At 43.9% G+C, this 25076-nt stretch carries 19 protein-coding genes and 1 pseudogene; 6 read left to right on the plus strand and 14 right to left on the minus strand.

Going from position 1 to position 25076, the window contains the following annotated elements; translation table 11 throughout:
- The 3 genes and pseudogenes from HNQ41_RS02955 to HNQ41_RS02965 all read right to left on the minus strand — a co-directional run.
- Positions 1-285: pseudogene (locus tag HNQ41_RS02955) on the minus strand (hypothetical protein); the annotation flags it as partial.
- 260 nt (positions 286-545) lie between these two features.
- Complete coding sequence (locus HNQ41_RS02960) at positions 546-4250, minus strand: pullulanase (RefSeq protein ID WP_184662930.1); 3705 nt, start codon at positions 4248-4250, stop codon at positions 546-548.
- Between the two features lie 480 nt (positions 4251-4730).
- Complete coding sequence (locus tag HNQ41_RS02965; protein WP_184662931.1) at positions 4731-5255, minus strand: hypothetical protein; 525 nt, start codon at positions 5253-5255, stop codon at positions 4731-4733.
- Positions 5256-5629: 374 nt separating this feature from the next.
- On the opposite strand from HNQ41_RS02965, the gene HNQ41_RS02970 reads away from it, so the two are divergent.
- Together HNQ41_RS02970 and HNQ41_RS02975 are read left to right on the plus strand one after the other, a co-directional pair.
- Positions 5630-6451 carry a hypothetical protein gene (locus tag HNQ41_RS02970; protein ID WP_184662932.1) on the plus strand — a complete coding sequence of 274 codons (822 nt, stop codon included), beginning with the start codon at positions 5630-5632 and terminating at the stop codon, positions 6449-6451.
- A 111-nt stretch (positions 6452-6562) separates the two neighbouring features.
- Entirely contained in the window at positions 6563-7054 is a 492-nt protein-coding gene (locus HNQ41_RS02975; RefSeq protein ID WP_184662933.1) for a hypothetical protein, read from the plus strand.
- On the opposite strand, the gene HNQ41_RS02980 is transcribed toward HNQ41_RS02975, so the two are convergent.
- The 3 genes from HNQ41_RS02980 to HNQ41_RS02990 form a co-directional block, all read right to left on the minus strand.
- The gene (locus HNQ41_RS02980) at positions 7055-7486 is read right to left on the minus strand and encodes a hypothetical protein (protein WP_184662934.1); all 432 of its coding nucleotides are present in this window, start codon (positions 7484-7486) and stop codon (positions 7055-7057) included. It lies immediately after the preceding gene.
- 231 nt (positions 7487-7717) lie between these two features.
- On the minus strand, positions 7718-8824 hold the full coding sequence (locus tag HNQ41_RS02985) for a Fic family protein (protein ID WP_184662935.1): 1107 nt from the start codon (positions 8822-8824) through the stop codon (positions 7718-7720).
- Between the two features lie 641 nt (positions 8825-9465).
- Positions 9466-10140 carry an MgtC/SapB family protein gene (locus tag HNQ41_RS02990; protein ID WP_184662936.1) on the minus strand — a complete coding sequence of 225 codons (675 nt, stop codon included), beginning with the start codon at positions 10138-10140 and terminating at the stop codon, positions 9466-9468.
- 479 nt (positions 10141-10619) lie between these two features.
- Between HNQ41_RS02990 and HNQ41_RS02995 the strand changes: the two genes are divergently transcribed.
- The 3 genes from HNQ41_RS02995 (at position 10620) to HNQ41_RS03005 (ending at position 16744) form a co-directional block, all read left to right on the plus strand.
- Positions 10620-12470, plus strand: coding sequence for a bifunctional homocysteine S-methyltransferase/methylenetetrahydrofolate reductase (locus tag HNQ41_RS02995; protein ID WP_184662937.1), 1851 nt, complete (start codon positions 10620-10622; stop codon positions 12468-12470).
- 45 nt (positions 12471-12515) lie between these two features.
- Positions 12516-15995, plus strand: a complete 3480-nt coding sequence (gene metH, locus HNQ41_RS03000) for a methionine synthase (protein WP_184662938.1) — start codon at positions 12516-12518, stop codon at positions 15993-15995.
- A gap of 197 nt (positions 15996-16192) precedes the next feature.
- Positions 16193-16744 carry a DUF3231 family protein gene (locus HNQ41_RS03005; protein WP_184662939.1) on the plus strand — a complete coding sequence of 184 codons (552 nt, stop codon included), beginning with the start codon at positions 16193-16195 and terminating at the stop codon, positions 16742-16744.
- 277 nt (positions 16745-17021) lie between these two features.
- Here HNQ41_RS03005 and HNQ41_RS03010 read toward each other — a convergent pair whose 3' ends face one another.
- The 8 genes from HNQ41_RS03010 to HNQ41_RS03045 all read right to left on the minus strand — a co-directional run bounded on the left by HNQ41_RS03010 (position 17022) and on the right by HNQ41_RS03045 (position 23418).
- Positions 17022-17744, minus strand: a complete 723-nt coding sequence (locus tag HNQ41_RS03010; protein ID WP_184663087.1) for an amino acid ABC transporter ATP-binding protein — start codon at positions 17742-17744, stop codon at positions 17022-17024.
- Entirely contained in the window at positions 17744-18424 is a 681-nt protein-coding gene (locus tag HNQ41_RS03015) for an amino acid ABC transporter permease (RefSeq protein ID WP_246421464.1), read from the minus strand. Before HNQ41_RS03015 ends, HNQ41_RS03010 begins: the two co-directional genes overlap by 1 nt.
- A 111-nt stretch (positions 18425-18535) precedes the next feature.
- Positions 18536-19390: a transporter substrate-binding domain-containing protein gene (locus tag HNQ41_RS03020; protein ID WP_343043315.1), complete on the minus strand. Its 855-nt coding sequence runs from the start codon at positions 19388-19390 to the stop codon at positions 18536-18538.
- A gap of 196 nt (positions 19391-19586) precedes the next feature.
- Positions 19587-20411, minus strand: coding sequence for a nitrilase-related carbon-nitrogen hydrolase (locus HNQ41_RS03025; protein WP_184662940.1), 825 nt, complete (start codon positions 20409-20411; stop codon positions 19587-19589).
- A gap of 167 nt (positions 20412-20578) precedes the next feature.
- A complete protein-coding gene (locus HNQ41_RS03030; protein ID WP_184662941.1) occupies positions 20579-21163 on the minus strand; it encodes a coiled-coil domain-containing protein in 585 nt (194 codons plus the stop codon).
- Positions 21129-21431, minus strand: coding sequence for a hypothetical protein (locus tag HNQ41_RS03035; RefSeq protein ID WP_184662942.1), 303 nt, complete (start codon positions 21429-21431; stop codon positions 21129-21131). Before HNQ41_RS03035 ends, HNQ41_RS03030 begins: the two co-directional genes overlap by 35 nt.
- A 15-nt stretch (positions 21432-21446) precedes the next feature.
- Positions 21447-22076 (minus strand): DUF4352 domain-containing protein, encoded by a 630-nt coding sequence (locus tag HNQ41_RS03040; protein WP_184662943.1) that lies wholly within the window; start codon positions 22074-22076, stop codon positions 21447-21449.
- Between the two features lie 343 nt (positions 22077-22419).
- A complete protein-coding gene (locus HNQ41_RS03045) occupies positions 22420-23418 on the minus strand; it encodes a WYL domain-containing protein (RefSeq protein ID WP_184662944.1) in 999 nt (332 codons plus the stop codon).
- Positions 23419-23669: 251 nt separating this feature from the next.
- Here HNQ41_RS03045 and HNQ41_RS03050 point away from each other — a divergent pair, with 251 nt between their 5' ends.
- A complete protein-coding gene (locus HNQ41_RS03050; protein ID WP_184662945.1) occupies positions 23670-24812 on the plus strand; it encodes a YheC/YheD family endospore coat-associated protein in 1143 nt (380 codons plus the stop codon).
- Positions 24813-25076 lie beyond the last annotated feature (264 nt).

Raw genomic sequence — 25076 nt, forward strand, 5'->3', positions numbered from 1 at the left:
CAGGTGAACCGTTTTTTCGTTCTGGTGCGGTAACTTTTCCTTCAGGTGGACCGTTTTTTCGATGAGGTGCGGTAACTTTTCCTTCAGGTGGACCGTTTTTTCGATGAGGTGCGGTAACTTTTCCTTCAGGTGGACCGTTTTTTCGTTCAGGGGCGGTAACTTTTCCTTCAGGTGAACCGTTTTTTCGTTCAGGTGAGTCAACTTTTCCTTCAGGTGGACCGTTTTTTCATTCAGGTTGGACAATTTTTCCTTCAGGTGGACCGTTTTTTCGTTCAGGTGCGACAACTTTTCCTTCAGGTGAAATAGAATTTGTCCTAATGTCCCTTTTAAGAGATCGGTGATGTCTCGATTTCATTTTTAAATGTTTTTGTTCCGTAATGATAAATGAAAGAGGTAAAAAAATGTAATACAAAAACCCAATCCACTTCTTCACTCCCAAAAGGGGCTCCACAAAATCGAGACGCTGTCTTTCTCGGTATCTATCTAACATTAAAATAGACGCTCTCACCTAAGAGAGCGCCTAAACTTACTTTCATTTGTGCGACTTAATCGAGGACGTTCGCTTCTTGTAAGAAGCGGTCAACGATGGCAGCCATTTGTGCACGTGTTGTCGGATCTTTAGGGTTTAACTCGTTGTCACTGTTCCCTTGCATAATGCCTGCTTGAACGATTTGTTCTACGTCATTCTTGGCAAAGTTGGCTGTGTCTTCTAAGTCTGTGACATGGTTGTCTTCATCTAGCTTTGGCTCGTGGCCGATGTGCTCCATCGCGCGTGCAACCATCACTGCAGCTTCTTCACGCGTGACGTTTTCATTTGGTGCGAGCTCACCGCTATCACGACCTTGGATGATGCCTACTTCATAGGCTGGCATCAGCTCTTCAACGAACCATTCACTGCCTTCAACATCCGGAAACTGGTTATTGTAAGTTTCAGAGGTTGAAAGGTCTAAGCTACGTGTTAATACAACCGCAAACTGACTGCGACTCATTTGCTCGCTTGGTTTGAAGTAAACATTGTCAGCGTAGCCTTTGACGATGTCATTTGTAGCTAGGCGTTCAATGTAGTTAGCAGCCCAGAACCCTGAATCAACGTCTTCGAATGCGCCTTCTGGTTGTGCGGATTCTTCATCTTTTTGAACGACAACCGCACTTAACGCATCAAGCGTGATGTCGTCTTGTGTGAGTTCGAATCCAGTTGGATCTTCTACTTCTGTCACACCTGCTTCATTGCTATCAACAATGACTGTTCCTTCAGTAAGGTCTGCATCTTCAAGCGTTAATGTACGCTCTTGGTCATCTGCGTTGACAAAAACGTAATAAGATTCAGATTGGTCAGATGACGTGGCTTTGTAGCCAATGATTAAGTCTTCCTCGTCAATTTCTGGTGCGTCAATAAACGAAACATTCTCGTCGATATCTTCCATTGTTCCGTGTCTAAACGCATCCGTCGAACGGCGAAGTTCAATCATTCCACGCGTGAAGTCACGCGTTTCTACATTTATTGGGTACGCTTCTTCATTTGTCGCTTTTTCCCAATCAAATAAGTTCACCGCATCCGTAGAATCGTACGAATCATGGATGAAGTATGGGTACTTAAATGGTTCACCGTCTTCATCTGTCATAAATGTGGACGCATAAGGTGGTTCATCGACTTCCTCTTGATAGTCATCATGGCGGAACTGTTTTGTACGGCCATATTCTTGGCCAGAGTGGATAAATGGTGTTCCTTGTGCAGTGAGTGTCATCAAGTTTCCAAGGCGGATCCGCTCATGAATTTCTTCTTGATGATAATCGGGATCCTTTTCAATGGAATAAGCAATCACATCGTGAAGCGTTAAGTTATCGTGTGCTGCCACGTATGGCACAACATCTCCAGGGTTAGTGGCTTTGAAGTTGTGTGGATTGGCTGTTACGTTGTCGTAAATTTGCTGGATATCGCGCTCTCCACCTGTGATAAATTGAGGTTCCCCTTCAAAACCAAATCCGGATTTCAATTCGTTACGGAAATCATCAGAGAAGGATCCAACACTTTCCGTATCTTGCATCCAGTCTTGGTCTGCCGGTTGAACATCAGGATCGGTTTCGTCACCGACGTAAGTTCGCCAACCTTCACCAATCATCACAATATTCGGGTTCGCTTCTTTCGCTTTGTCGTAAGCTTTTTGAATCGTTTCAGCATCCTGGTCGCCCATCATGTCAAAACGGAAGCCATCGACTTTAAATTCCTCAACCCAATACATGACAGAATCTACAAGGATACGTCGCGCCATCTCGTGTGTCGTACCTAATCGACCACCACCGAAGCTAATTCTGGACGTACCATCTGCGTCCATGAAGTGATAGTAGTTTGGCTCTAAGTCTTCAAAGAGGTGTTCGCGTGCTGTATGGTTGTATACAACATCAAGGATGACCCCCATACCTCGGTCATGAATTTCATCAATTAATTTCTTGAATTCCTCAATGCGCTTTTCAGCGTCATCTGGGTCTTCCGAGTACATGCCCGTTAACGAGAAGTAACTATGTGGGTCATAACCCCAGTTATAGTTGTTTTGTGTAGACGAGTAATCCATTAAACGCTCGTCATTGTTGTATTCATCAGCGAAGAAATAGCTCATCACTGGGAGAAGTTGAATGTGCGTGACACCCATGTCTTCCATGTAGTCGAGCTTTTCTACAAACGAAGCAAACGTACCAAACTGAGATTCTAACTCCTCATCAATCGTTGGATCTACTGTAAAGTCACGGACATGTGTTTCATAAATGATCGCGTCTTCACGCTTTTCAAATCCTTCAATATCAGCATAGTCAAGCTCAGGTCCGATGGAAGATGGATCGACAATCGCTGCTTTTCCGACGTGAAATTCCCCATCATCTTCACGGCTGCTATCCCATGTCGCCATCGAGCTTGCATATGGATCAAGCGCCTTCACCGTTTCACCATCGCGCTCAATTTCATAGTGATAATAATAGCCAGTTAAGTCTTCGACACCGGTGTTTTCCTCATCGAGCGTCACTTCCCATACACCCGTATCTTGACGTATCATGTCGACATCGTCTACAACCACTTCATATTGGTCGTCGCGGTCGTAAAGGATGATCGAAATGTTATCCGCACTTGGCGACCATAGCTTGAGTGTTGCTGAACCATCGTCGTGAAGGTCAACACCAAGGTCCCCATCATACGCATACAATTCGTCTTTGAGCTGCCAACTGATAAATGCTGATGTAGACTGATCACCATAAGAAACGTCAAATGGTGCGACTTCATGGTCAAATTGACCGTAAACGGATACCGTTTGTTCATCTTCAACGACCGCTTCGTCAAAGGACACCTCGTTTCCGTTCGCGTCAACGATGTCTAGTTCCTCTCCAAGCTGTTCTGTTGTCATTCCTTCAGTTGCTGTAAACCCTAGTTCAATACGGTCTTCTTCTTTCACTTGCCCATATTCAATTTGGTGACCTTGAACGTAATAAGGGTTTGTGTAAGCTTCATTTTCCCCTTCTTTCAAGAAAACTTGGTCATGGTTTTCAAAGTCTCTGAAGAACATATCATCAGATTCATCAGGATTTTCATTACGTTCCACCAGTAATAGGCCGACTTCTTCTGCGTCTTCTGTAACTTCAAGGTCTACGTATGAGCCATACGGTCCTACGTTATCGCTTGTAAATGGGTGTGCACCCATCGGCCATTCTTCAGTTGGCTCGGCTACATCTTCCCAAGTCCAAAGGCCCCAAGGCTCGTAATTTTCGTCTTCACTGTAGTAGTGAACACGGATTTTATTGTCTTCTAATTCAACAGGTTCATAATGATAGAGGTCTCCTTCTTCAGATAGCCATACTTCGTTCATGTCTTCAGAGAGTATCTCAATATCAACGTCATCTGTAATTGCATCTTCCTCTTCTTCACTGTAAACATGAAGATTTACCAGCTCAGCATCATCTTGAAGCGCAATGTCTAAGTACGGACCATAATCGGTCTTTTGATCTTCAGTAAAGGACTTGCCATCTGGCCAATCCCCTTCATCTTCTGATGGGGTCTCAACATCTTCCCATAGCCAAAGACCTATGTCAGATACATCGTCATTTCCTTGGTCATAATGGACGCGGAGGGTGTCATCTGGAATGTCGTCGCCGCCATTGGATGCAGCCGCTGTCTCCACTTGGTCAGGTGTCGCATACAAGGAAGCAATGCCTAGTGATAATACACCTACTGTTAAGAATGATGATTTTCTTTTCATTTCTCTTTTCACCAAGTATTCTCCTCTCCTTTCAAACATTGAAATCGAAGCGGTAAACTGACTAAAGGTTCCCTCCTTTCAAGCTTTCAGGTTAGATTCAGGGGTAGCGGTTAGCAGGGAGTCGCTAGCGGTTAGTGGTCAGTGGTTGGCGGTTAGTGACCAACTGCTAGCGCTTAGCGATCGGTGAAATCGTTTGCACAAATAGCTGTAAAATATGAACACATCCATAGTTGAATTGTTTCAACTTATATTGCAAACGCTTTCACTAATTAAATTTTACAACCATTGAAAGGATAGATCAATAGATTTTACATAATTGCCATGAAAAACCTGAATATGGAAGTGGATATAGCCACTCCCAACAAAGAGAGCGCCCCTATTAAATCTCTTTCAAATCGAATTTAATCTCACTACCGACATTATCGTAATAGTGATACATATATAGAAAGGGGCGAATTGTTCTTTCTCAGTGTGTGTCACGTTAAGGTTCATTCATTTTTCCTTCAGGTGGACTGTTTTTTTCAGGTTGGACAACTTTTCCTTCAGGTGGACCATTTTTTCCTTCAGGTGCGGCAACTTTTCCTTCAGGTGAACCGATTTTTCCTTCAGGTGAACCGGTTTTTCGTTCAGGTGCGGTAACTTTTCCTTCAGCTGAATCATTTTTTCGTTCAGGTGCGGCAATTTTTCCTTCAGGTGGACCAATTTTTCCTTCAGGTGCGGCATTTTTTCCTTCAGGTGAACCGATTTTTCCTTCAGGTGCGGTAACTTTTCCTTCAGGTGCGGTAACTTTTCCTTCAGGTGAACCGATTTTTCGTTCAGGTGCGACAACTTTTCCTTCAGCTGAACCGATTTTCCCTTCAGGTGAACCTGTTTTTCGTTCAGGTGCGGTAACTTTCCCTTCAGGTGAACCGATTTTTCCTTCATGTAAGTCAATTTTTCCTTCAGCTGAACCATTTTTCCTTCAGGTGCGACAACTTTTCCTTCAGCTGAACCGTTTTTTCGTTCAGGTGCGATCATTTTTTCCTTCAGGTGAACCGTTTTTTCCTTCAGGTGCGGTAACTTTTCCTTCAGCTGAACCGATTTTTCGTTCAGGAGCTACTTTTCCTTCAGCTGAACCGTTTTTTCCTTCAGGTTGGACAACTTTTCCTTCAGCTGAACCATTTTTTCCTTCAGGTGAAGCGATTATAAAAAAGCGCCCTGCACGCTGGTTACAAGGGCACTTACATAATTTTCGCTAAACGAACGAAAGTCTCACCACTTTCTTTGCTTCGAATGATTCCTTTCTATTCCTATCCGATAAATATGAAATGTCCTTCCCAATCCCTACTGTATGTTCCTTTTCATTTTGGTCATAATAAACATACTAAAATTGGTACGCGAGGTCATTGGTTATGGAATCTAAACATTTGGTTCGAAATAAGTCTCAACGTCGAACGATTCATCACTCGGCTTCTTATCATAATAATTTGATTACATACAGAAATCCTTGGGTCGTTGCGTGGTGGGCTGCGGCTTTACCTGGGCTTGGTCATTTTATGTTGTGTAAATTCATAATGGGAATGATCCTGTTTGGTTGGGAAATTTTTGTGAATGTTAATGGTGGACTCAATCAAGCGATCTTTTATTCGTTTATCGGAGAGTTCGATCAAGCGAGAGACGTTCTCGACCCTGTTTGGGCAATTATGTATGTCGGGATTTATATTTTTAATATTTGGGATGCTTACCGGCGGACGGTTGAGATGAATAAATTATATGTGCTCGCCTATACAGAAAACAGTCCGTTAGCGCCATTTAAAATTACTGCACTTGAAGTTAACTATTTAGATAAAAAACATCCAAGTATGGCGGCGATTTTTTCAGCTATTTCTCCTGGTTTAGGTTACATTTATGTCGACCGTACCCCGAGTGCGGTTTATACGATTATCTGGTGGATTGTCATTGTTTATTTTTCTGGTTTTCATACTGCCATTCTTCATACAATGATCGGGAATTTTGCACTGGCTATACAGACCCTTGATCCACAATGGTTCTTTTTCATTCCTTCTATCTACTTGTTTAGTATCTATGATAGCTACAGTTACACCGTTGAATTAAATAAAATTTTCGAAAAAGAACAGTCTAATTTTTTAAAGAAACATTATCAGCAGAATCCTTCCAAAATGCTTACGACCCTTAAAGAAAAATCGCCGATTGACGATCCTTTAAGGCGATGACAGAGGCGTAGTTGCACTTATACTTAAGACTTCAAAATTTTTACTACGTCGAACATCTTCCTTGATAAAATTTTATGCTTTCTTAACGTTAAAAAATGACAAGTGGTGAACATGATGCACATTATTGCTTCTTTTGAATATTCAACATCATTAGAATTAGCATTGAATGAATTAGAACGACATGGCGTTGCAAAGAAAAATATCCTTGGTTTCCCTCTAGATAAAAGAGTAGAAACAGGGAAGTTGTTTGATTCGATTCACCATTCAGATGGGGTGAGTTTATTTAATTTAGCTACGGTTTTAGGCACAATTTTTATGTTATTCGGTTGTATTTATGGTTTCATATTATATCTCGGTCCGATTATATGGGGGTTAATTGGTCTCGTCGTTGGCGCGCTGCTTGGTTTTTCGATCGACCTCTTCATCTATAAAAAGAAGCAAGGCGATCGTCAGAAACGTAAAGGGGATATACATACGGAAGTGGTGTTGATTATTGAATGCGACCAGGAGAAAGCGGGAAAAGTAGAAGAAGTTTTGTGGCAAAACCGTGCTCTCGGGTTATGTACAGTTGCGGAAAAACCAGCATTTTTTGGTGAGCAATGATTATCGCTCACCAATTTTTCGATCAATTTGCGGTTTTTCAATGTCTTGGATGCCTTTTTTGACAAGCTTCTCATAGATTTCTTCCTTATAGTCTAATGAAACATGTTCACTCGTGTTCATGTCCTCATAGATGCTGCGGAGGTTGTCCAATATTTCCGGACTTTTAGGGAATGACCTCTTAATGCACTTATAAAATTTGTCGGCATCATCGTCTGTCATTGGTTCGTCCTTCATTGTTAAGTTATTCACTGTCGAGTTGAAAAGAATCAGCTTAAAAGCTATCGTCGCGACATAGATTGGAATAACGGTCATTACGAGCAGGAAAGGGATCATCGTTAAGTAACCTGCCGTACTTTGTATGACGAATTGATCAAACGATAAAGGCAGCACTTCTTTAAACCATTGAGCATCGTGTATCATCGTTTCGTTCATAATATTCTCCTCATTACTTTTATCGTTTTAAGCGAGAAAAATCCTACGTACCCCAGCAATAAACGGATAGATGAACCGCATTTTTCCGTGCAACTTGCAAATTCTGTTCTGTTTCAATTCTACCTAAGCACGGATGTGGTGGCAGGATTTGTTTTCTTCTCATGTATTATTACATGTTCATTACAAATTTGGCTAACGGGGTCCGTCCCCACGCTTCCTCTCTTCCTTAATCTAATCACTCATAATTCTTATAAGGTCATACTGATAAAATCGACGGTTTCGTTTGCGGTCATCACCGAAAATCATATTTAATTGCTCTAAGTCACGGAGGCTTTTACGAATGGTCGTTGGTGCCATTTTGGTTATTTCCTGAATTTGATGCACATTGGCAATCGGTTGTCTAAAAAGGGCTTCCCATACTTTTTGTGTTGATGGTTGCTCTAATTTACGATTTCCTTTTTCAAATAACTCTTCTGCTGCGTCTAGTTTCTTAAATTGTTTTTCAGCCATTCGATTTGTTGCTTCAAGAAAGAAGAGAATCCAGCTTCTCCAGTCGGGTTCTTTTTTGCCGATGGAACGTACTCCATTTAGTAATGCATAGTATTTAAACCTTTCACGCTCTAATTCTTCACTTAAGAAAAAGAATGGGGAGTTAATAATATCTGTTTGAAGGAGATATAAAACAATTAATATTCTCCCTAACCTTCCATTTCCATCTAAAAAAGGATGAATCGATTCAAATTGCGCGTGAATAACGGCCGTTTTTATTAATGGGTGTAATTTCTTTTCGTCACTTTCTTTTTTGTAAGGATGACCGTTGATATAGTGTTCAAGGTTAGACATGTAGTCATCCATACGGTGAGGTTCAGGTGGAATGTAAGAAGCGTCTTTCATATCCTTTGTCGGACCTATAAAGTTTTGGATCTTTCGATATTCTCCCGACCCTCCTGCCGATCCCCTAGCATCCTCCATTAACGAACGATGCATATCACGGATTAAACGCTGCGTTAATGGGTACCCATGTTGAATGGATTCAACACCAACCCTTAGCGCTTTTTGGTAATTTCGAACTTCAATCCTTTCCCAATCGTCTCTCTCATCAATACTATCTTCAAGCATCTCACTAAAGGTCACCTGAGTCCCCTCAATCCTTGTTGATTGAACAGATTCATGAAGTGTTAACAACTGAAGAAAGGATTCATTGACAGGCGAATATCGTATTTTTTGCTTTAATTTTTCAAGCTTGGCTGTGGCATCCACAACTTCTTTATAAAATTCAAGTTCAGTTTCCGTATCGAACGTGACAGGAAGCATCGGTAAATGATATGGATTTTTCATCTTCCAGCCTCCTTTACAACAATTTTTAACCGTTTATTTATCTATCATACATCATATCTCGATATTACGATATTATTTAAGGTTATTTTGTTGTAATAAAACAATTCGGATCTTTCCAAAGTAGGCTTTATCTCCGTAGACTCGAAAAGCCCCTGAGGTGATTAGAGATGAATGGGTCACTTCAGGGGCACGTTTATGTTTTAGCGGATAGATAAGTGCGGTTTGGCACTGTGGCTGTTTTCGTAGCTCGAGAAAAACGTATGATGATGATAGGTCGACGAGATGTGGGCACGTTCGTCGGGGTTCTCTTGTGGTTTTCTGCGGATTCGGATTCTGTGTATGCTTCTGATGCTGCGGACATTGATTCCGTTATTTACGTGAAAAAGGCTGATTTTGAGCGTTTTGCGGACATGAGTTCCGCTATTTGCAAAAAATCGCCCTTTATTGCATGCAAAAGAGGGGATTAACGGAACACATGTCCGTTCGACCTCTAAAAATGGCGTATTTGGCTGAAATAACGGAACGTATGTCCGTGGCCGCGAGACCTGTAATCTCTTCTCAAGTTTTATTACATGTTCATTACAATTTCGGCTAACGAGATCCGTCCCCACGCTTCACCCACGCTTCCCCTCCTTCACTCTCTAAAGCCCTTCGACTTCGGCGCTTACGACTTTGTCTAGTTCTTTGATGTTTTCGTAGACGTCTGTGGTGTATCTTTTTTCGTTGATGAAGGCGGTGATGTCCATTTGTTTTTGTTGTTCGTTGATGTCTTTGACTTTGACGTGGTGGGTTGTGATGCCGTTTTGTTTCATGTCTTTTAGGATTTTGGTTACGCCACCGTTATATTCTACGATCATTTTGATTTTAATCTTTCGTTCATTAAGTTTTGCTGGACCGTAGTTTTTGATGAGCCATGGGAGGAAGTTGACGCTGATCATGATGATGACGATCGCGACGACGGCTTCTCTATAAAAACCCATGCCGATGGCAATGCCCATGCCTGCTGATGTCCAGACGAGAGCGGCGGTTGTCAGCCCTGAGATGACGTCATTGTTTCTTCGTAGGATGACGCCGGCGCCTAAAAAGCCGATACCTGAGATAATGTAACTTGGAATACGCCCTGGGTCCATAATTCTTAAATCTGTTGCGGTATAGATGTAGCTCGCTTCAATGGATACGATTGTAAGCAGACAGCTTGTAATAGAAATGGTCAGTAATGTTTTCAGTCCTAAACCTTTCTTCTTGATTTCTCGATCGATACCGATGGCAAAGGCTAGCAAGGCTGTGATCCCTATTTTTACGTAATATTCCTCCATCTCTCTCCCTCCCTTGCTTCATCACTCACTTTACTGAATATTCGTTCTTTTAATCGTGACTATTAGTATATAATTAAAGGATATTCAAAAACAAGAAAATTTATTTCCTATTTATGATGTACCCGTTTTTATCATTTTTTGATCATGTTTCCTTGAATGAAGGTGACGATCTCATGAAACTTGGAAGAAATCCCTGAGGCTTGACAATTGATAATTGTAAGAATTTTGTGATATATTACACGCATACTTTCTTTTTCAGAAGAATTTAAGTTATAATAGTCAGAATATATTGGCAACTGCATAATCGTCGATCATACATTGAAAATAGGGGTTTTCGGTCATTCTGAATCATCCTTAGAAAAGATGAGCCCCACCAAAAGTGTTTTTGGTGGGGTTTGTTGTTGTTCTTCAATGTATTTTCAGGATAGGTTCCAGCGTAATGACAGAAACGGACTTCTTGTTATGAAAGGGGTTTTTCCATGGGGTTTAGAGATGTTATTGAATCGCGGATTCTCGTTGGAGATGGAGCAATCGGGACGCTCTTATACCAAGACGGAATGGAAGGTTGTTTTGAGGAATATAACGTGACAGCACCTGATCAAATTCGCGCTGTCCATCAACAATATATCGATGCTGGGGCCGATCTCATTCAGACGAATACATATGCTGCGAATTCATTAAAGCTAAGCCGCTATCGTCTTGAACAACAAACAGAAGCGATCAACCGACAGGCAGTTCGGATAGCAAAGGAAGTCGCTCCAGAAGATGTGTTTGTGTTTGCGACGATTGGCGGGATCGGCAACGCCTTTCAAAATGAATTTGACGTTGATGAGATGCGCCAAAGCCTTGAAGAGCAAGCATCCACTTTACTTAATGAGGACGTTGACGGCTTTTTACTGGAGACGTTTTACGATTTAGAAGAACTGACTTTGCTCATTGAGTTTCTGCGCGAACGTACGGATAAACCGATCATTGCGCAAGTTTCTATGGGCGATATCGGTGTTTTACAAGGTGGGGTTAAGCTTGAAGACGGCTTAAAGCAAATTGAGAAAGCTGGCGCTGATGTCGCTGGGGTCAACTGTCGAATGGGCCCGCACCATATGTTGCAATCGTTAGAGGAAGTGCCACTGTTGGACCATGCACATTTATCTGTTTATCCAAATGCGAGTCTTCCGAATGTGCGTGATGGACGGTTCTTCTATCAGTCCAACCCTGCTTATTTTAAAGAGATGACAAAGCCGCTCGTCGGTGAAGGGGTTCGACTCATCGGGGGTTGTTGTGGGACGACCCCTGAGCACGTTCGTTCGGTTCGCGAAGCTGTCGACGTCGCGGGGTTGACGCCTATTACGGAGAAAAACGTGCAAAAGCGCCAAGGACAACCTGTGGCTATGGATGCGGCTCCGCGACAAGATGAGCCGATTCCTGAGATTACGAAAACCCGTACATCGGTGATCGTCGAGTTAGACCCACCAAAGTCCCTCTCGTTAATCCCTTCATTTATGGAAGGGGCTGAAGTGCTCGCTAAAGCTGGGGCTGATGCTGTTACGCTCGCCGATAACTCGCTTGCTTCAGCGCGAATTGATAACTTTTCACTTGGCATGCGAATGAAACAAGAAACGAGCGCGCGCCCGCTCTTACACCTCGCCTGTCGTGATCGAAATATGATCGGTTTACAATCGCATTTGCTCGGGCTTCACGCTGCGGGGATTCACGATATTTTAACGATTACTGGAGATCCAGCCAAAGTCGGCGATTTCCCTGGGGCTTCCTCGGTTTTTGACATGTCTTCGCAACATTTAATGAAGCTTGTCAATCAGTTGAACGAAGGGGTGTCCTTTTCAGGGAAGGATATTGGTGAAAAGACGTCATTTTCTGTCGCGGCTGCGTTCAATGCGAATGCGCGCCGACTCGACCGTGAAGTGTTACGTCTTGAGAAGAAAATTGAAGCTGGGGCCGATTATTTTATGAGTCAGCCCGTCTACAGCCCTGAGCGGTTTCAAGAGATTTACGAAGCGACGAAACATTTGCCTGTTCCGATTTTCATTGGGATTATGCCTCTTGTCAGTGCGCGTAATGCGGAATTTCTCCATCACGAGGTGCCTGGGATTTCACTCACCGATGAGGTGCGCGATCGCATGGCGGCGGTTGCTGGCGACCGTGAAGCCTCTGAACGTGAAGGCCTTGCGATGGCGAAAGATTTGCTTGATGCGGCGCAGGAATATTTCAATGGCATCTATTTGATTACACCGTTTCTCCGTTATCAAATGACGGCTGAACTCACGGCATATGCCTTGAATAAGGAATATGACAACGAAATGACGGTACAGTAACGCGCGATTTCATATTTTCATAAAGGGAAAGGTGGTTTGTACAGCATGGGTCAATCAGCTTTTGAACAGGCGCTTGAGCGTCGGATTCTCATTCTTGATGGTGGGATGGGGACGATGTTGCAGAATGCGGATTTATCGCCGGAGCATTTTGGCGGTGAGGCGTTGGAAGGTTGTAATGAGAAGTTGAATGAGGTGTCGCCTGATGTGATTAGGGAGATTTATCATGATTATTTGGCTGCTGGTGCGGATATTATTGAGACGAATACGTTTGGGGCGACGAGTCTTGTGTTGGAAGATTACAATTTGCAAGATGAGGCGTATGAGCTGAATCGGCTTGCGGCTGTTGTGGCGAAGGAGGAAGCGGAAAAGTTTAGTTCGAGAGATCGGCAACGTTTTGTTGCTGGTGCGATGGGGCCGACGACGAAGTCTTTGTCGGTGACTGGTGGGACGACGTTTGAAGCGTTAGCGGAGGCTTATGCGGAGCAAGTCGAGGGGCTGATTGACGGTGGTGTCGATGTGCTGCTTTTGGAAACGAGCCAAGATATGCGGAACGTGAAGGCGGCGTACGTGGCGATTGAGGAAGTGACGACAAAACGAGGGATTCACATGCCACTGATCGTTTCCGGGACGATTGAGCCGATGGGGACAACGCTTGCCGGGCAATCGATTGAGGCGTTTTATATTTCACTTGAGCATATGAATCCGACGGTCGTTGGCCTCAACTGTGCGACGGGGCCGGAGTTTATGCAAGATCACTTGCGCTCGCTTTCTGAATTATCAACGACGTATGTGCACTGTTATCCGAATGCGGGGCTTCCTGATGAAGAAGGTCATTATCATGAAACGCCGCAATCGCTTGCGAAAAAACTTGAGAACTTTGCTGAAAAAGGCTGGCTCAATATTGTTGGTGGTTGTTGTGGGACAACGCCTGAACACATTCGTGCGATCCGGGAAGTGATCCAGGATTACCCACCGCGTAGAGTGGATGGCGGGCACCCTCATGCTGTTTCTGGCATCGAGCCGCTCGTCTATGATGAATCGATGCGGCCGCTCCTCGTCGGTGAGCGTACAAATGTGATTGGTTCGCGGAAATTTAAGCGGTTGATCGCGGAAGATAAGTTTGAAGAGGCGTCAGAGATTGCTCGTGCGCAAGTGAAAAAGGGGGCGCAAGTTATCGATGTCTGTCTCGCCGATCCTGACCGTGACGAAATGGAAGATATGGAGAAGTTCCTTTCTTATGTCGTTAATAAGGTGAAAGCACCGCTGATGCTCGATTCGACAGATGAGCACGTCTTAGCTCGTGCGCTTACGTATTCGCAAGGAAAAGCGATTATCAATTCGATCAATTTAGAAGATGGTGAAGAGCGCTTTGAAGCGATCGCTCCGCTTGTGCGTCGTTATGGTGCGGCGATTGTTGTCGGAACGATTGATGAACAAGGGATGGGTGTCAGTGCCGATCGCAAAGTCGAGATCGCGCGTCGCTCTTATGATTTGCTCGTCAATAAGTACGGGATCGCGCCGCAGGATATTATTTTTGACCCGCTCGTCTTCCCTGTGGGTACGGGTGATGAGCAGTACATCGGGTCCGCAGAAGCGACCGTGGAAGGGATTCGTCGCATTAAAGAAGAGATGCCTGAGTGTATGACGATTCTCGGTGTCAGTAACGTCTCCTTCGGTCTTCCACCGCTTGGGCGTGAAGTGTTGAATGCGGCGTATATGTATCACTGTACGAGAGCAGGGCTCGATTACGCGATCGTTAACACTGAAAAACTCGAACGTTATGGTTCAATTCCTGATGAGGAAAAAGAGCTCGCTGACAAACTGCTTTTTGATACGAACGATGACACGCTCGCTGCTTTCACAGCGTTTTACCGTGAGAAAAAGCCTGAAGCAAAGGTAGAATCGTCTTCCCTTCCTTTAGAGGAACGGCTTGCGCTCTACATTGTTGAGGGAACGAAGGATGGCTTGTATGAAGATCTCGATGAAGCGTTAGAAGCTTATGATGACCCGCTTAGTATCATTAACGGACCACTTATGAACGGGATGGATAAAGTCGGAAAGTTGTTTAACGACAACGAGCTGATCGTTGCGGAAGTCTTGCAGTCGGCAGAGGCGATGAAAGCAGCTGTTGCTCACTTAGAGCCACATATGGAAGCAAAAGAGGACGGGGATGATCGCGGTAAAGGGAAGATTTTGCTCGCAACGGTGAAGGGCGATGTGCATGACATCGGTAAAAACCTTGTCGATATCATTTTAAGTAACAACGGCTTTCAAGTCGTGAATCTCGGCATTAAAGTGACGTCAAACGAACTGATCGAAGCGGTCGAACGTGAGAAGCCCGATGCGATTGGGTTGTCTGGTCTTCTCGTCAAATCGACGCAACAAATGGTCTTAACGGCAAATGATTTACGCGAGCGGGCCATTGATGTTCCTATGCTCGTCGGTGGGGCGGCGTTGACGCGAAAATTTACAGAAACGAAGATTACGAAGCAGTACAACGGGCTCGTTCTTTATGCAAAGGATGCGATGAATGGTCTAGAGATTGCCAATCAGCTTGCCGACCCCAAAAAACGGGAAGTGCTTGCTGACAATGTGCAAGAAAAACTCGAGAAACGGGCGCGCACGGAAGCTGAAGCAGCCGCAGGTGGAGGCGCCGGCAACAACGAAGCGGCCACAGCGACGGCCACAAAGGAAAAAGTGCGCACGAGCGTATCTCAAGATGTGCCGGTTTACCAGCCGGAGGATTTTGAAAAGCATGTGCTACGCAATTACAATTTGACGCATTTGCAGCCGTATGTGAACATGCAGTCGTTAATCGGAAGTCACCTCGGTGTCCGTGGTAACATTCAGCGGGCCTTGGATCGTGGTGACGAGCGGGCGCGTCGCCTGCTCGAACAAGTGAACGATATGATTACGCGGGGGGAGAAGGAAGGATTTTTACGTGCGGACGGGCTTTATCAGTTTTTCCCTGCCCAATCGGATGGTGATGATATCATCGTCTATGATCCAGAGGCGCCTGGGGAGAAGGTGTTGGAGCGGTTTTCGTTTCCGCGCCAAAGTGAGGCCCCTTTTATGTGCTTAGCTGATTTCCTTCGTCCTGTTGAGAGTGGCGAGATGGATAGTGTCGGGTTTTTGTCGGTGACAGCGGGGAAAGGGGTCCGCGAGCTGGCGGAAGCTGCGAAAGAAAGAGGAGATTTTCTTGAGAGTCATATGATCCAAGCTGTTGCGCTCGAGCTCGCGGAAGCCTTTGCCGAGCGGGTGCACCAGTTGATGCGTGATAAGTGGGGCATTCCTGATTCGGCGGATTTGACGATGCAAGATCGTTTTTCGGCACGCTATCAAGGGATTCGCGTCTCGTTTGGTTATCCTGCTTGTCCGGATTTGGAGGATCAGGAGAAACTGTTTCGTTTGCTTGAGCCGCGTGATATCGGGGTTGGATTGACGGATGAATATATGATGGAACCGGAGGCGAGTGTGACGGCGATGGTGTTCGCTCATCCGGAGGGGCGCTATTTTAGTGTGTGACGTGTGCAAGCGGGCCTGAGGTGTTTACACTTCAGGCTCGCTTTTTTGGTTGTGTCTTCTACATAACCTAGAAACGGATGAGGTGGCAGTGCTTGTCTTCTTCTCAATCACTCAAATGGCATGTTCATTAGTAAGACGAGAATGTTACATAATCCACCTAATTTTGAAGGACAGTAATATCAATAGGAGGTGACATGATGCCAAATCCCTTTGAAGCCTTTTGGCAAAGCTTAAAACAAATGACCGATAGTGACGTAGATGCTCCTATGCACGTCGGGGAAGTGATGAATTGTTGGACATACTTAGCGATGATGAAAGAAATGCTTCGTTACGAAGAGGCTGGCCTCAATATGACATCTGATGAGGAACTTCGGGACATGCTGACAAACGCTCATAAATTGTGCCAATCCCAAGCCGAACAAATGGAAGCGTTTCTCATTAAAGAGGGTGTGCAAATGCCAGAATCGCCAGCACCCAAACCACAGCAAACGCTTAGCGATATCCCAGCTGGCATACACATATCAGACGATGAATTAGCCAACGGCGTGTCCATTAAAGTAGCCGCCGCTATCATCGAGTCTGCAACTGGACAATCACAAGCCATCCGCACAGACCTCGGCATGATGTGGGCGAAAATGCAATCTGAAATGCTTACTTTTAGTACAACATTAAAGTCTTTGATGAAACACCGAGGTTGGGTTAAGGTGCCACCTTATTATCAACCTTCCGGGAATCGACAAAAAGAATAGCGGAAGTCATTAAAATCAGCCGCGACTGAAATCATCACGGCTGATTTTTTGAGATGACGTTGAGTGAAGTTTCCACGTTCGATTTTTGGTTGTGTGGCGCGTAGGTGAAAAGTCCTAATTCGTTCGTAAAATGGTTGATTTCGTTCGTAAGGGAGTGGTTTTCGTTCGTAAATCAACGATTCTCGTTCGTAAACTGGCAATTTTCGTTCATAAACCAATAATTTTCGTTCGTAACTAGTCTGTTTTACTCATAAACCATCTCCACACAAGTCGTTGATCACAAAATTTTGCTTAGAAATGCTTGTGTTCGGCTATGTTGGGGATCGTTGAAAATCTGTTCTGGGTCGCCTTCTTCGATCATATATCCTTCATCCATGAAAATAACCCGATCACCGACTTCACGGGCAAAGCCCATTTCATGGGTGACAACGACCATCGTCATCCCTTCTTTAGCTAAATCTTTCATTACAGCTAAAACATCCCCGACAAGTTCTGGGTCGAGTGCGGACGTTGGTTCGTCAAACAACATGACGCGTGGATTCATCGCCAATGCGCGCGCAATCGCAACCCGTTGTTTTTGACCACCAGATAAGCTACGCGGATAATCATTGGCCTTATCAGCAAGTCCGACTTTTTCCAATAAAGAAACCGCTTCTATATCGGCTTTTTCTTTCGCTTCCCCTTTTACTTTGATTGGCCCGATCGTCACATTTTCTAGCACAGTCTTATGTGGAAATAAGTTAAAATGCTGAAAAACCATCCCTACCTTTGTCCGCAATTGGTTAATGTTCACGCTCGGATCAGCAATATTCTCATCTTCAATCCACACTTCCCCGGAGGTGACTTCCTCAAGTAAGTTGAGGCAACGTAAAAATGTACTTTTCCCAGAACCTGAAGGTCCGATGACACAAACCACTTCTTGCTCTTTTACTTCCACATTAATGTCTTTAAGAACTTGCAGATCGCCGAATGATTTATATAAATCTTTGACTTGTATCATCACACATCCAACTTCCTTTCATATGCCCGCAAAATAATCATACACGGGATTGTAATCGACAAGTACACGAGCCCCATCATAAAGTACGGTTCAAAATAAACACCTGTTGTAGCTACATATTGGCGGCCCATAAATACTGCTTCGCCTGTTGAAATCACTGCAAATAATGACGTGTCTTTTAAACTAATGATAAATTGGTTCCCTAATGGGGGAATCATTCTTTTCAACGCTTGCGGCCATATAATGTAGCGCATCGTTTGGAATGAACTTAAACCGATCGAGCGCCCCGCTTCCATTTGACCTTTGTCGATGGATGCAACACCACCACGTACAATTTCAGCAACATAAGCACCGGCATTAATCGCGATCGCAATAATTCCAGCCGTTAAGTGGTCAAATGTAATTCCAAAAAAGTCAGCTAAAGCGAAATAAATAAACAATACTTGTACCAAAATCGGCGTGCCGCGTATCACTTCAATATAGCAAGTTGCTAAACCGTAGATGATTTTACTTTTTGAAAGTCTAGCTAAACCCGTTACTATCCCTAATATAAGACCGAAAAACACACCTATAAACGTGATGTATAATGTGATTTGAATACCTTCAATGAGGTAAGGTAAAACGCCACCCCAATGTGGACTCGTCGTCAACTCCATCAAGTGTTCTATCAAATCATGCATATCTCACCCTCATTTCAATATTCCATAGAATCTTAAAACGAAAGCGCAACAAGCTAGGCCTGTTACGCTTTTTAGTTGATTTCTTTTACAACGAACGTCTATATTCATCAACTAGTCTAGTGGACTTTCACCTTCTGGTTCTTCTACCCGGTCGCCAAACCATTCTTCATAAAAATCACCGTAAGTGCCGTCTTCAAACATTTCTTCTAAAGCTTCATTCACAGGTTCAACCCATTCTGAATCTTGCTCAAAGGCAATCCCATAAACTTCACCTTGTTCTATGTCACCGACGGTCTTCAATTCTTCACCTTCTGTATCCGCATGGTAACGTACGTTTGGCACATCATAAAAAGCGGCATCGGCACGGCCTGCTTCCACATCCATATACGCTTCTAAAATTTGTGGATATACTTGCACATTCGCTTCTGTATTTTCATGCAAGAAGTCTTCACTCGTTGTACCAGATCTCGTTGCAACCGTTAGGTCGTCGATATCATCGATGGATTGAATGTCTTCGTTATCTTCATGTACGGCTAAGATAAGCCCTGCATCATAATATGGTATTGAAAAATCAAACTCTTCGGCACGGTCTTCAGTAATCGTCATACCGGCAATCCCGATGTCATAACGCCCAGAGCCCATACCAGCAACAATTCCATCGAATTCTACTACTTCTAGTTCATAATCAAACCCAACACGATCGGAAAGTTCATCAATCAAGTCGATATCAAAGCCTTCCATCTCGCCTGTTTCTTCATTCATGAATTCAAACGGTACGTAGTTGGTATCGGTGGCAACGACCAATGTTTCTTCTTCATCGGTAGCTTCTTCATCTTCTGTCGTTTCTTCCTCTACTTCTCCATTTTCATCCGGCGTTTCTTCAGCTTCATCAGCATCTCCACAAGCGGCAAGCAATGACATTGAAACCCCTAACGTGACTGCAAGTGACAAATAAGATTTTTTCACGAATTTTCCCCCTCGTTTAGTTGTCTTTGAGATAGAATATTAAAGCATTTTCAAATTTATGTGTACAACTTTGTTACATAAATTGACAGAAACCTTCATCTCCTCTGCGATCTGTTATTGAGAATATCGAGCACAAAAAAAGCTAGCACGCATGCTAGCTTTCTCTTTTCATTCTTTTCATATGGCACTATCATTTCTATGCACCTTGAATGTATTCTCGCATTTTTTCAGACCCGCCCGGCGTGAGTTCGTGAGGATATTCATCTAAATAAGGCACATCTTCTCGCGCCTTACGTATCTCATCCACATCGACGACGCCATATAAAATTTCTTCCTCCCCAGGTGAAGCCTCGTTCAACACTTCCCCACGCGGGTCGACCAATTTACTTTTCCCACACGCCCCATCTGCTACCGTATTCACACCTAATACGTAATACGTGTTATCGAGCGCTCGAGCAGGAAGTTGAATATCCCAACGCTTCTCCGCCTGTAAACTCCAGACAGAAGGAGAAATGACCAGTTCCGCACCTTGTAAAGCGAGGAGCCGCGCAGGCTCTGGAAATTCAATATCATAGCAAATGAGTACACCAATATTCCCTAACGCCGTTTCAAACACAGGATAGTGCTTCCCCCCAGCTGCAAACGCCCGCTGCTCCTTCCCCCATAACAAGGATTTTCGGTAAACACCACACAACCTTCCATCCGTATCAATGACCGCGACAGAAACGTAAATGTTTTCATCTGCCCCATCTACTTCACGTTCAGGGAAAGGAACGACCAAGACGACATGTAATTCCTGCGCTAACCGTTGAAACAATTGGACCGTTTCCCCCTGCGCCGTTTCCGCAATCGCTCTAAACATCTCCGGCTGCAAATGATACCCAGACACCCACAACTCCGGCAAACCAATCAATCGCGCACCATTTTCAGCCGCCTCACGAACATACTTCACAGCTTTAACCCGGTTTTCACGCACACTCGCCATCTCAGACCTCATTTGAATCGCCGCAACATGAAACATTCCCTTCCCCTCCCGTTTTTTAAAATTGATTCCTTACTTTATTTATACGTGAGAAGAAGGAAATTTGGCAATATTTTTTTGATTTTCGTTTAATTTGGTCACCTCACCGAATTTTTTCGTTGTCACGAAAGTATTCTGCTTGTATCTCGTATTTCCTCTTCGGTCGTTTAAGTTGTGCTCATCTTTGGTCGTGAGGTTGGCGGGACCGTTTTTCGTTGACGTGAGGTGATTTCCTTCAGGTGAGGCAGTTTTTCCTTCAGCTGAACCGATTTTTCCTTCAGGTGAGACAATTTTTCCTTCAGCTGAACTGACTTTTCCTTCAGGTGAGACAATTTTTCCTTCAGGTGAGAAAGTTTTTCCTTCAGCTGAACTGACTTTTCCGTCAGGTGAGACAGTTTTTCCTTCAGGTAAACCGACTTTTCCGTCAGGTGAGACAGTTTTCCGTCAGGTGAACCGATTTTTCCGTCAGGTGAGACAATTTTTCCTTCAGCTGAACTGATTTTTCCTTCAGGTGAACCGTTTTTTCGATCAGGTTGATCATTTTTTCCTTCAGCTGAACTGACTTTTCCTTCAGGTGAGACAATTTTTCCTTCAGCTGAACTGATTTTTCCTTCAGGTGAGAAAGTTTTTCCTTCAGCTGAACTGATTTTTCCTTCAGGTGAACCGTTTTTTCGATCAGGTTGATCAATTTTTCCTTCAGGTGAACCGATTTTTCGATCAGGTCGAGACAGTTTTCCCTTCAGGTGAGACAATTTTTCCTTCAGGTAAACCGATTTTTCCTTCAGGTGAGACAATTTTTCCTTCAGGTAAACCGATTTTTCCTTCAGGTGAGACAATTTTTCCTTCAGCTGAACTGATTTTTCCGTCAGGTGAGACAATTTTTCCTTCAGGTAAACCGATTTTCCCGTCAGGTGACACAATTTTTCCTTCAGGTAAACCGATTTTTCCTTCAGGTGAACCAATTTTTCCTTCAGGTGAACCAATTTCAATAATTGCGCACCAAAAAAAGATGCCACTCAAAGAGTGGCATCCTTTTTATTCAGAAAGACGGATTAATCCTTCATTTGTACTGAAGATTCCTTCTCTAACGTTTAGACTAAGCTCATCTTGTTGCAAACCTTCTGGTACTTCAAAGACTAAGTTCCCTTCTAAAGAAAGACCGGGGTTTACAGACTCTAAGAAAAATGCTGCTCCACCTTCATTTGCATATTGCGTTGCCATTGAATCAGGATCATATGTTGTTCCATCTTCTGTAACAAGGCTAAATAAGTTGCTGTCAACTGTGACTGATTCACTTCCACCATTGTGAACTTCGACATCAATCACATAAAAAATTGCGCCGCTACCAGCTTCCTCAGTCAGAAATTCATTTTCTCCGACTTGCGTTGCTTTATCTACACCATGTACGGTATAACTCATTTCTTCCAGTTCGATCGTATCGCCGATCCCTGCAACTTCATCAACGTCCTCTTCCTCTGGTGCTTCTTCTTCAGGTGCCTCCTCTTCGGGTGCTTCTTCTTCGATACCTTCTTCAACCAATTCTTCATCTGTGTCCGGTGCTGGGTCAGTGGTCTCTTCATCACCTCCACCAAAGATAGCCGAAAGGATTCCTATACCTATCAACACTAAAAATGCATACATAATAAACTTGAGTATTTTTTTCATCCGTCATTCCCTCTCTCTCTCTGTTCTTTTTTGTTATTGTTTTTCTTTTTGCGCGTTTTCATTACGAAAAATGTCAAAACAAGCATTCCAATTTCATGCATGAACGTTTTAAAAATGAATGTCGTTAAGCTAAAAGATAATGGTAATGATGAATCCGGGCTTCGAGAGTAACGGGTGTTTACGCTTTCCTCCTTTCTCCTGTTTTTCGACTACATGATGATGCAGCTTTCCCCTTTTGAACTTGATTGTTCCTCTTTATCATAACGGGAGCTTTGCCACAGGATGTCAGAGAACAGCAGTTCGAGCGAAAAATTGTCCTTGATTGACTTTTACGAAGATGAAATCATGGATACTTCTTGTACATGTCCACTAACTGCTCGTATTCAAAAAGAAGTTGGTCTCGGTATTCGGTTGGGGATAGGAGTTCGGCGCTTGTACCGAATTGTTTGAGCCAGCGGAGGAATTCGTCGGCGCCTTTGACGGTGACGAAAAAGTGGATGCTGCCATCGGGTTGGTCGTCGATACGAGCGTCGACGTAGTAGTCTGCTTCTTTGATGTAGCGGGCGACGTCGTGGTGAAAGTGGATGCAGAATGTGGTCGCTTCGTCGCTAGCGATGATGGACCAGCGGTTGGCGAGGTAGTCGTCGATGTTGAAGTCCTCTGGCATTTTGAAGGTTTTGTCGGTGAGTGACATGCGCTTGAAGCGGTTAAGTCGGAAGACGCGAATCGTCTCGCGCCAGTTGCAATAGGCGATGACGTATAGGTGGCCTTCGCGCGGGACAAGGTAATATGGATCGATCGTGCGCTCGGTGTCTTCATCGCGAAACATGGCGTGATATGTACAGTCCAAGCTTCGATTTAAAGTAATCGCCTCGATCATTGTTTGCATATTGTGCAAATGTTCGTCGCTCATTTTCTGTGAATGGATTCGGATGCGTTCACCAATGTGTGGGAAGCTTCGTGACAAGTCGGTGCCTTGCTTTAAAAGGGTCTGCACTTTATTCATCGCTTTGTGATATGTGCTGTAGAACGAGTGCGTTTGCTGGGTCATCGGTGAAAGCAGCGGTGACAAGGCGATCGCAAGAAACTCGTCCTCATTTAAATTCGATGTCGTTGGGATCACATTTTCTATTAGTTGGTAACCGTTCTTTCCTTGCGTATAGTAAAATCCGTTCTTCTCAAGCGTCTGCATATCCCGGTAAATCGTCCGTTCACTCGTCCCACACAAATCCGCCAATTCCCCCGCTGTCACCCAGTCATTTTTGTGCAAATAACGTAAAATATAAAACAACCGCTCTACAGGCTTTAATCCCTTCCGCTGCAAATCATGATCACGAACCACTAGAAACCCTCCCTAACAGTAAGTATTTACCATCATTTTACCAGTACGCCTACGAATTGTGCGGGACTTCAACAAATTGACATTTTTTTGTTTTTTGATAGAAAAGAAGTCCCCATTCTTTATACATGTCATTCGTTGATTAGATCCGAAATACTTGGTTGGTAGGTTCGTGACCAGCACAGGAGTGGTCCACGTCACATATACTGGCACAGAGCGATTCCTAGCATATAAAACAGCGTGGTGAATATAGAATGGAAACTCAACTTGCTGAGCAAGAAAAGACAGTCGTTGGTGTGCATTTATCAAAACGGTCAATTCGCAAGCTGTTAAAGCAAATGCCTAGTCGAAAAACGGTGAATTTAAACAGTGCAAATGCCCAAGCTAATACTCTCCTTTATTTCTTTGCTACAAGGGACATTGACACAGATCAGCAGCGAATCAATGGTGTCTATTTAGACCCTGAAGATGACCTATGGAAAAAAGGTGATTTTCCTTATCCAAACGTTATCTATAAGCGTGGTGGCGGTGGTGGTGGTAAAAAGTACAAGGAAAAGTACCAAACATTTCGCAAGCAATTAGAAGATATGGGAACCCACTATTTAAACTCTAAGAAGTCATACAACAAGTGGGAAATCAATGAATGTTTGCAAACGTTCGATGAAGTGAACCGCCATTTACCGAAGACGGAAATTATGTCTTCTGTAGAAACATTAGAAAGTTGGCTTAAGAATTACGACACATTTTATTTAAAAGCGTCAAAAGGACGACGAGGGATGCAAGTCGTTCGGGTGAACAAACAAGCAGATGGCTCATTAAAATACCGACATTTCAAACGCCATTTGCGCACAAAGCGCGTACAATCAGCTGAAGAACTTTATCATAATATGAAAAAATTATTTGGTAGGCGTCAACTGCTTATTCAAGAAACGATCCACTTATTGACGTTTAAAGAGGCAATCGTTGATATGCGTGCGGAAGTGCAACGTAACGGAAAAGGTGAGTTAGAGATTGCCGCCCTTCCTGTCCGACGTTCTCAAAAGCGCTCGCCGATCACAACGCACGCCGACAGCTATACGTTTGAATACTTTTTCGAACAATTCCTAGATTACTCACAATCAGAAATTGCCGCACTAAGGGAAGAAATCGAACATTTCCTCTTTGATGTCTATGAATGCGTTGAATACCTTTACGGGCAAACAGGGGAAATCGGTATTGACTTTGCATTAGATCAAAACGGGAAACTATGGTTTATTGAAGCCAACTCGAGGTCAGCGAAAGTATCCTTTTTAAACGCTTATGACAAAGACACCATCGATCAATCATTTGTAAATCTATTAGAATACGCAAAACTCCTACACCAACAACAAAAACAACAACAATTAACAGGGGTCTGACCCCAAAATAGGGCAGACCTTCTTGAAAAACGGAGTGATCACGTTGAACGCCCAGGGTGCGTGTCGAGGCGTTTGTACTCACAAACGTGCGATACAAAACTCCACCTTGGAAAAGAACATTACCGTATTGATCAATCTGCGAATCAGAAGATGAGGAGACGATTCGCCGAGCATTCCGCAACCCGCTTGGTTATGCGGCATATTTATGGGCCATTGGTGATCATGAATATTGATGGTAAGCGCTAGGACATCCTCCTAGCGTTT

It is taken from the genome of Texcoconibacillus texcoconensis, from assembly GCF_014202575.1.
In the GTDB taxonomy this organism is placed as follows: Bacteria; Bacillota; Bacilli; order Bacillales; family Salisediminibacteriaceae; genus Texcoconibacillus; species Texcoconibacillus texcoconensis.

Bases quoted from the DNA above. Each gene is read 5' to 3' on its own strand.
- HNQ41_RS02965 (WP_184662931.1), bottom strand. From the start codon at position 5,255: ATGATCGCACCTGAACGAAAAAACGGTTCAGCTGAAGGAAAAGTTGTC.
- HNQ41_RS02970 (WP_184662932.1), top strand. From the start codon at position 5,630: ATGGAATCTAAACATTTGGTTCGAAATAAGTCTCAACGTCGAACGATT.
- HNQ41_RS02975 (WP_184662933.1), top strand. From the start codon at position 6,563: ATGATGCACATTATTGCTTCTTTTGAATATTCAACATCATTAGAATTA.
- HNQ41_RS02980 (WP_184662934.1), bottom strand. From the start codon at position 7,486: ATGAACGAAACGATGATACACGATGCTCAATGGTTTAAAGAAGTGCTG.
- HNQ41_RS02985 (WP_184662935.1), bottom strand. From the start codon at position 8,824: ATGAAAAATCCATATCATTTACCGATGCTTCCTGTCACGTTCGATACG.
- HNQ41_RS02990 (WP_184662936.1), bottom strand. From the start codon at position 10,140: ATGGAGGAATATTACGTAAAAATAGGGATCACAGCCTTGCTAGCCTTT.
- HNQ41_RS02995 (WP_184662937.1), top strand. From the start codon at position 10,620: ATGGGGTTTAGAGATGTTATTGAATCGCGGATTCTCGTTGGAGATGGA.
- metH (WP_184662938.1), top strand. From the start codon at position 12,516: ATGGGTCAATCAGCTTTTGAACAGGCGCTTGAGCGTCGGATTCTCATT.
- HNQ41_RS03005 (WP_184662939.1), top strand. From the start codon at position 16,193: ATGCCAAATCCCTTTGAAGCCTTTTGGCAAAGCTTAAAACAAATGACC.
- HNQ41_RS03010 (WP_184663087.1), bottom strand. From the start codon at position 17,744: ATGATACAAGTCAAAGATTTATATAAATCATTCGGCGATCTGCAAGTT.
- HNQ41_RS03015 (WP_246421464.1), bottom strand. From the start codon at position 18,424: ATGCATGATTTGATAGAACACTTGATGGAGTTGACGACGAGTCCACAT.
- HNQ41_RS03025 (WP_184662940.1), bottom strand. From the start codon at position 20,411: ATGTTTCATGTTGCGGCGATTCAAATGAGGTCTGAGATGGCGAGTGTG.
- HNQ41_RS03040 (WP_184662943.1), bottom strand. From the start codon at position 22,076: ATGAAAAAAATACTCAAGTTTATTATGTATGCATTTTTAGTGTTGATA.
- HNQ41_RS03050 (WP_184662945.1), top strand. From the start codon at position 23,670: ATGGAAACTCAACTTGCTGAGCAAGAAAAGACAGTCGTTGGTGTGCAT.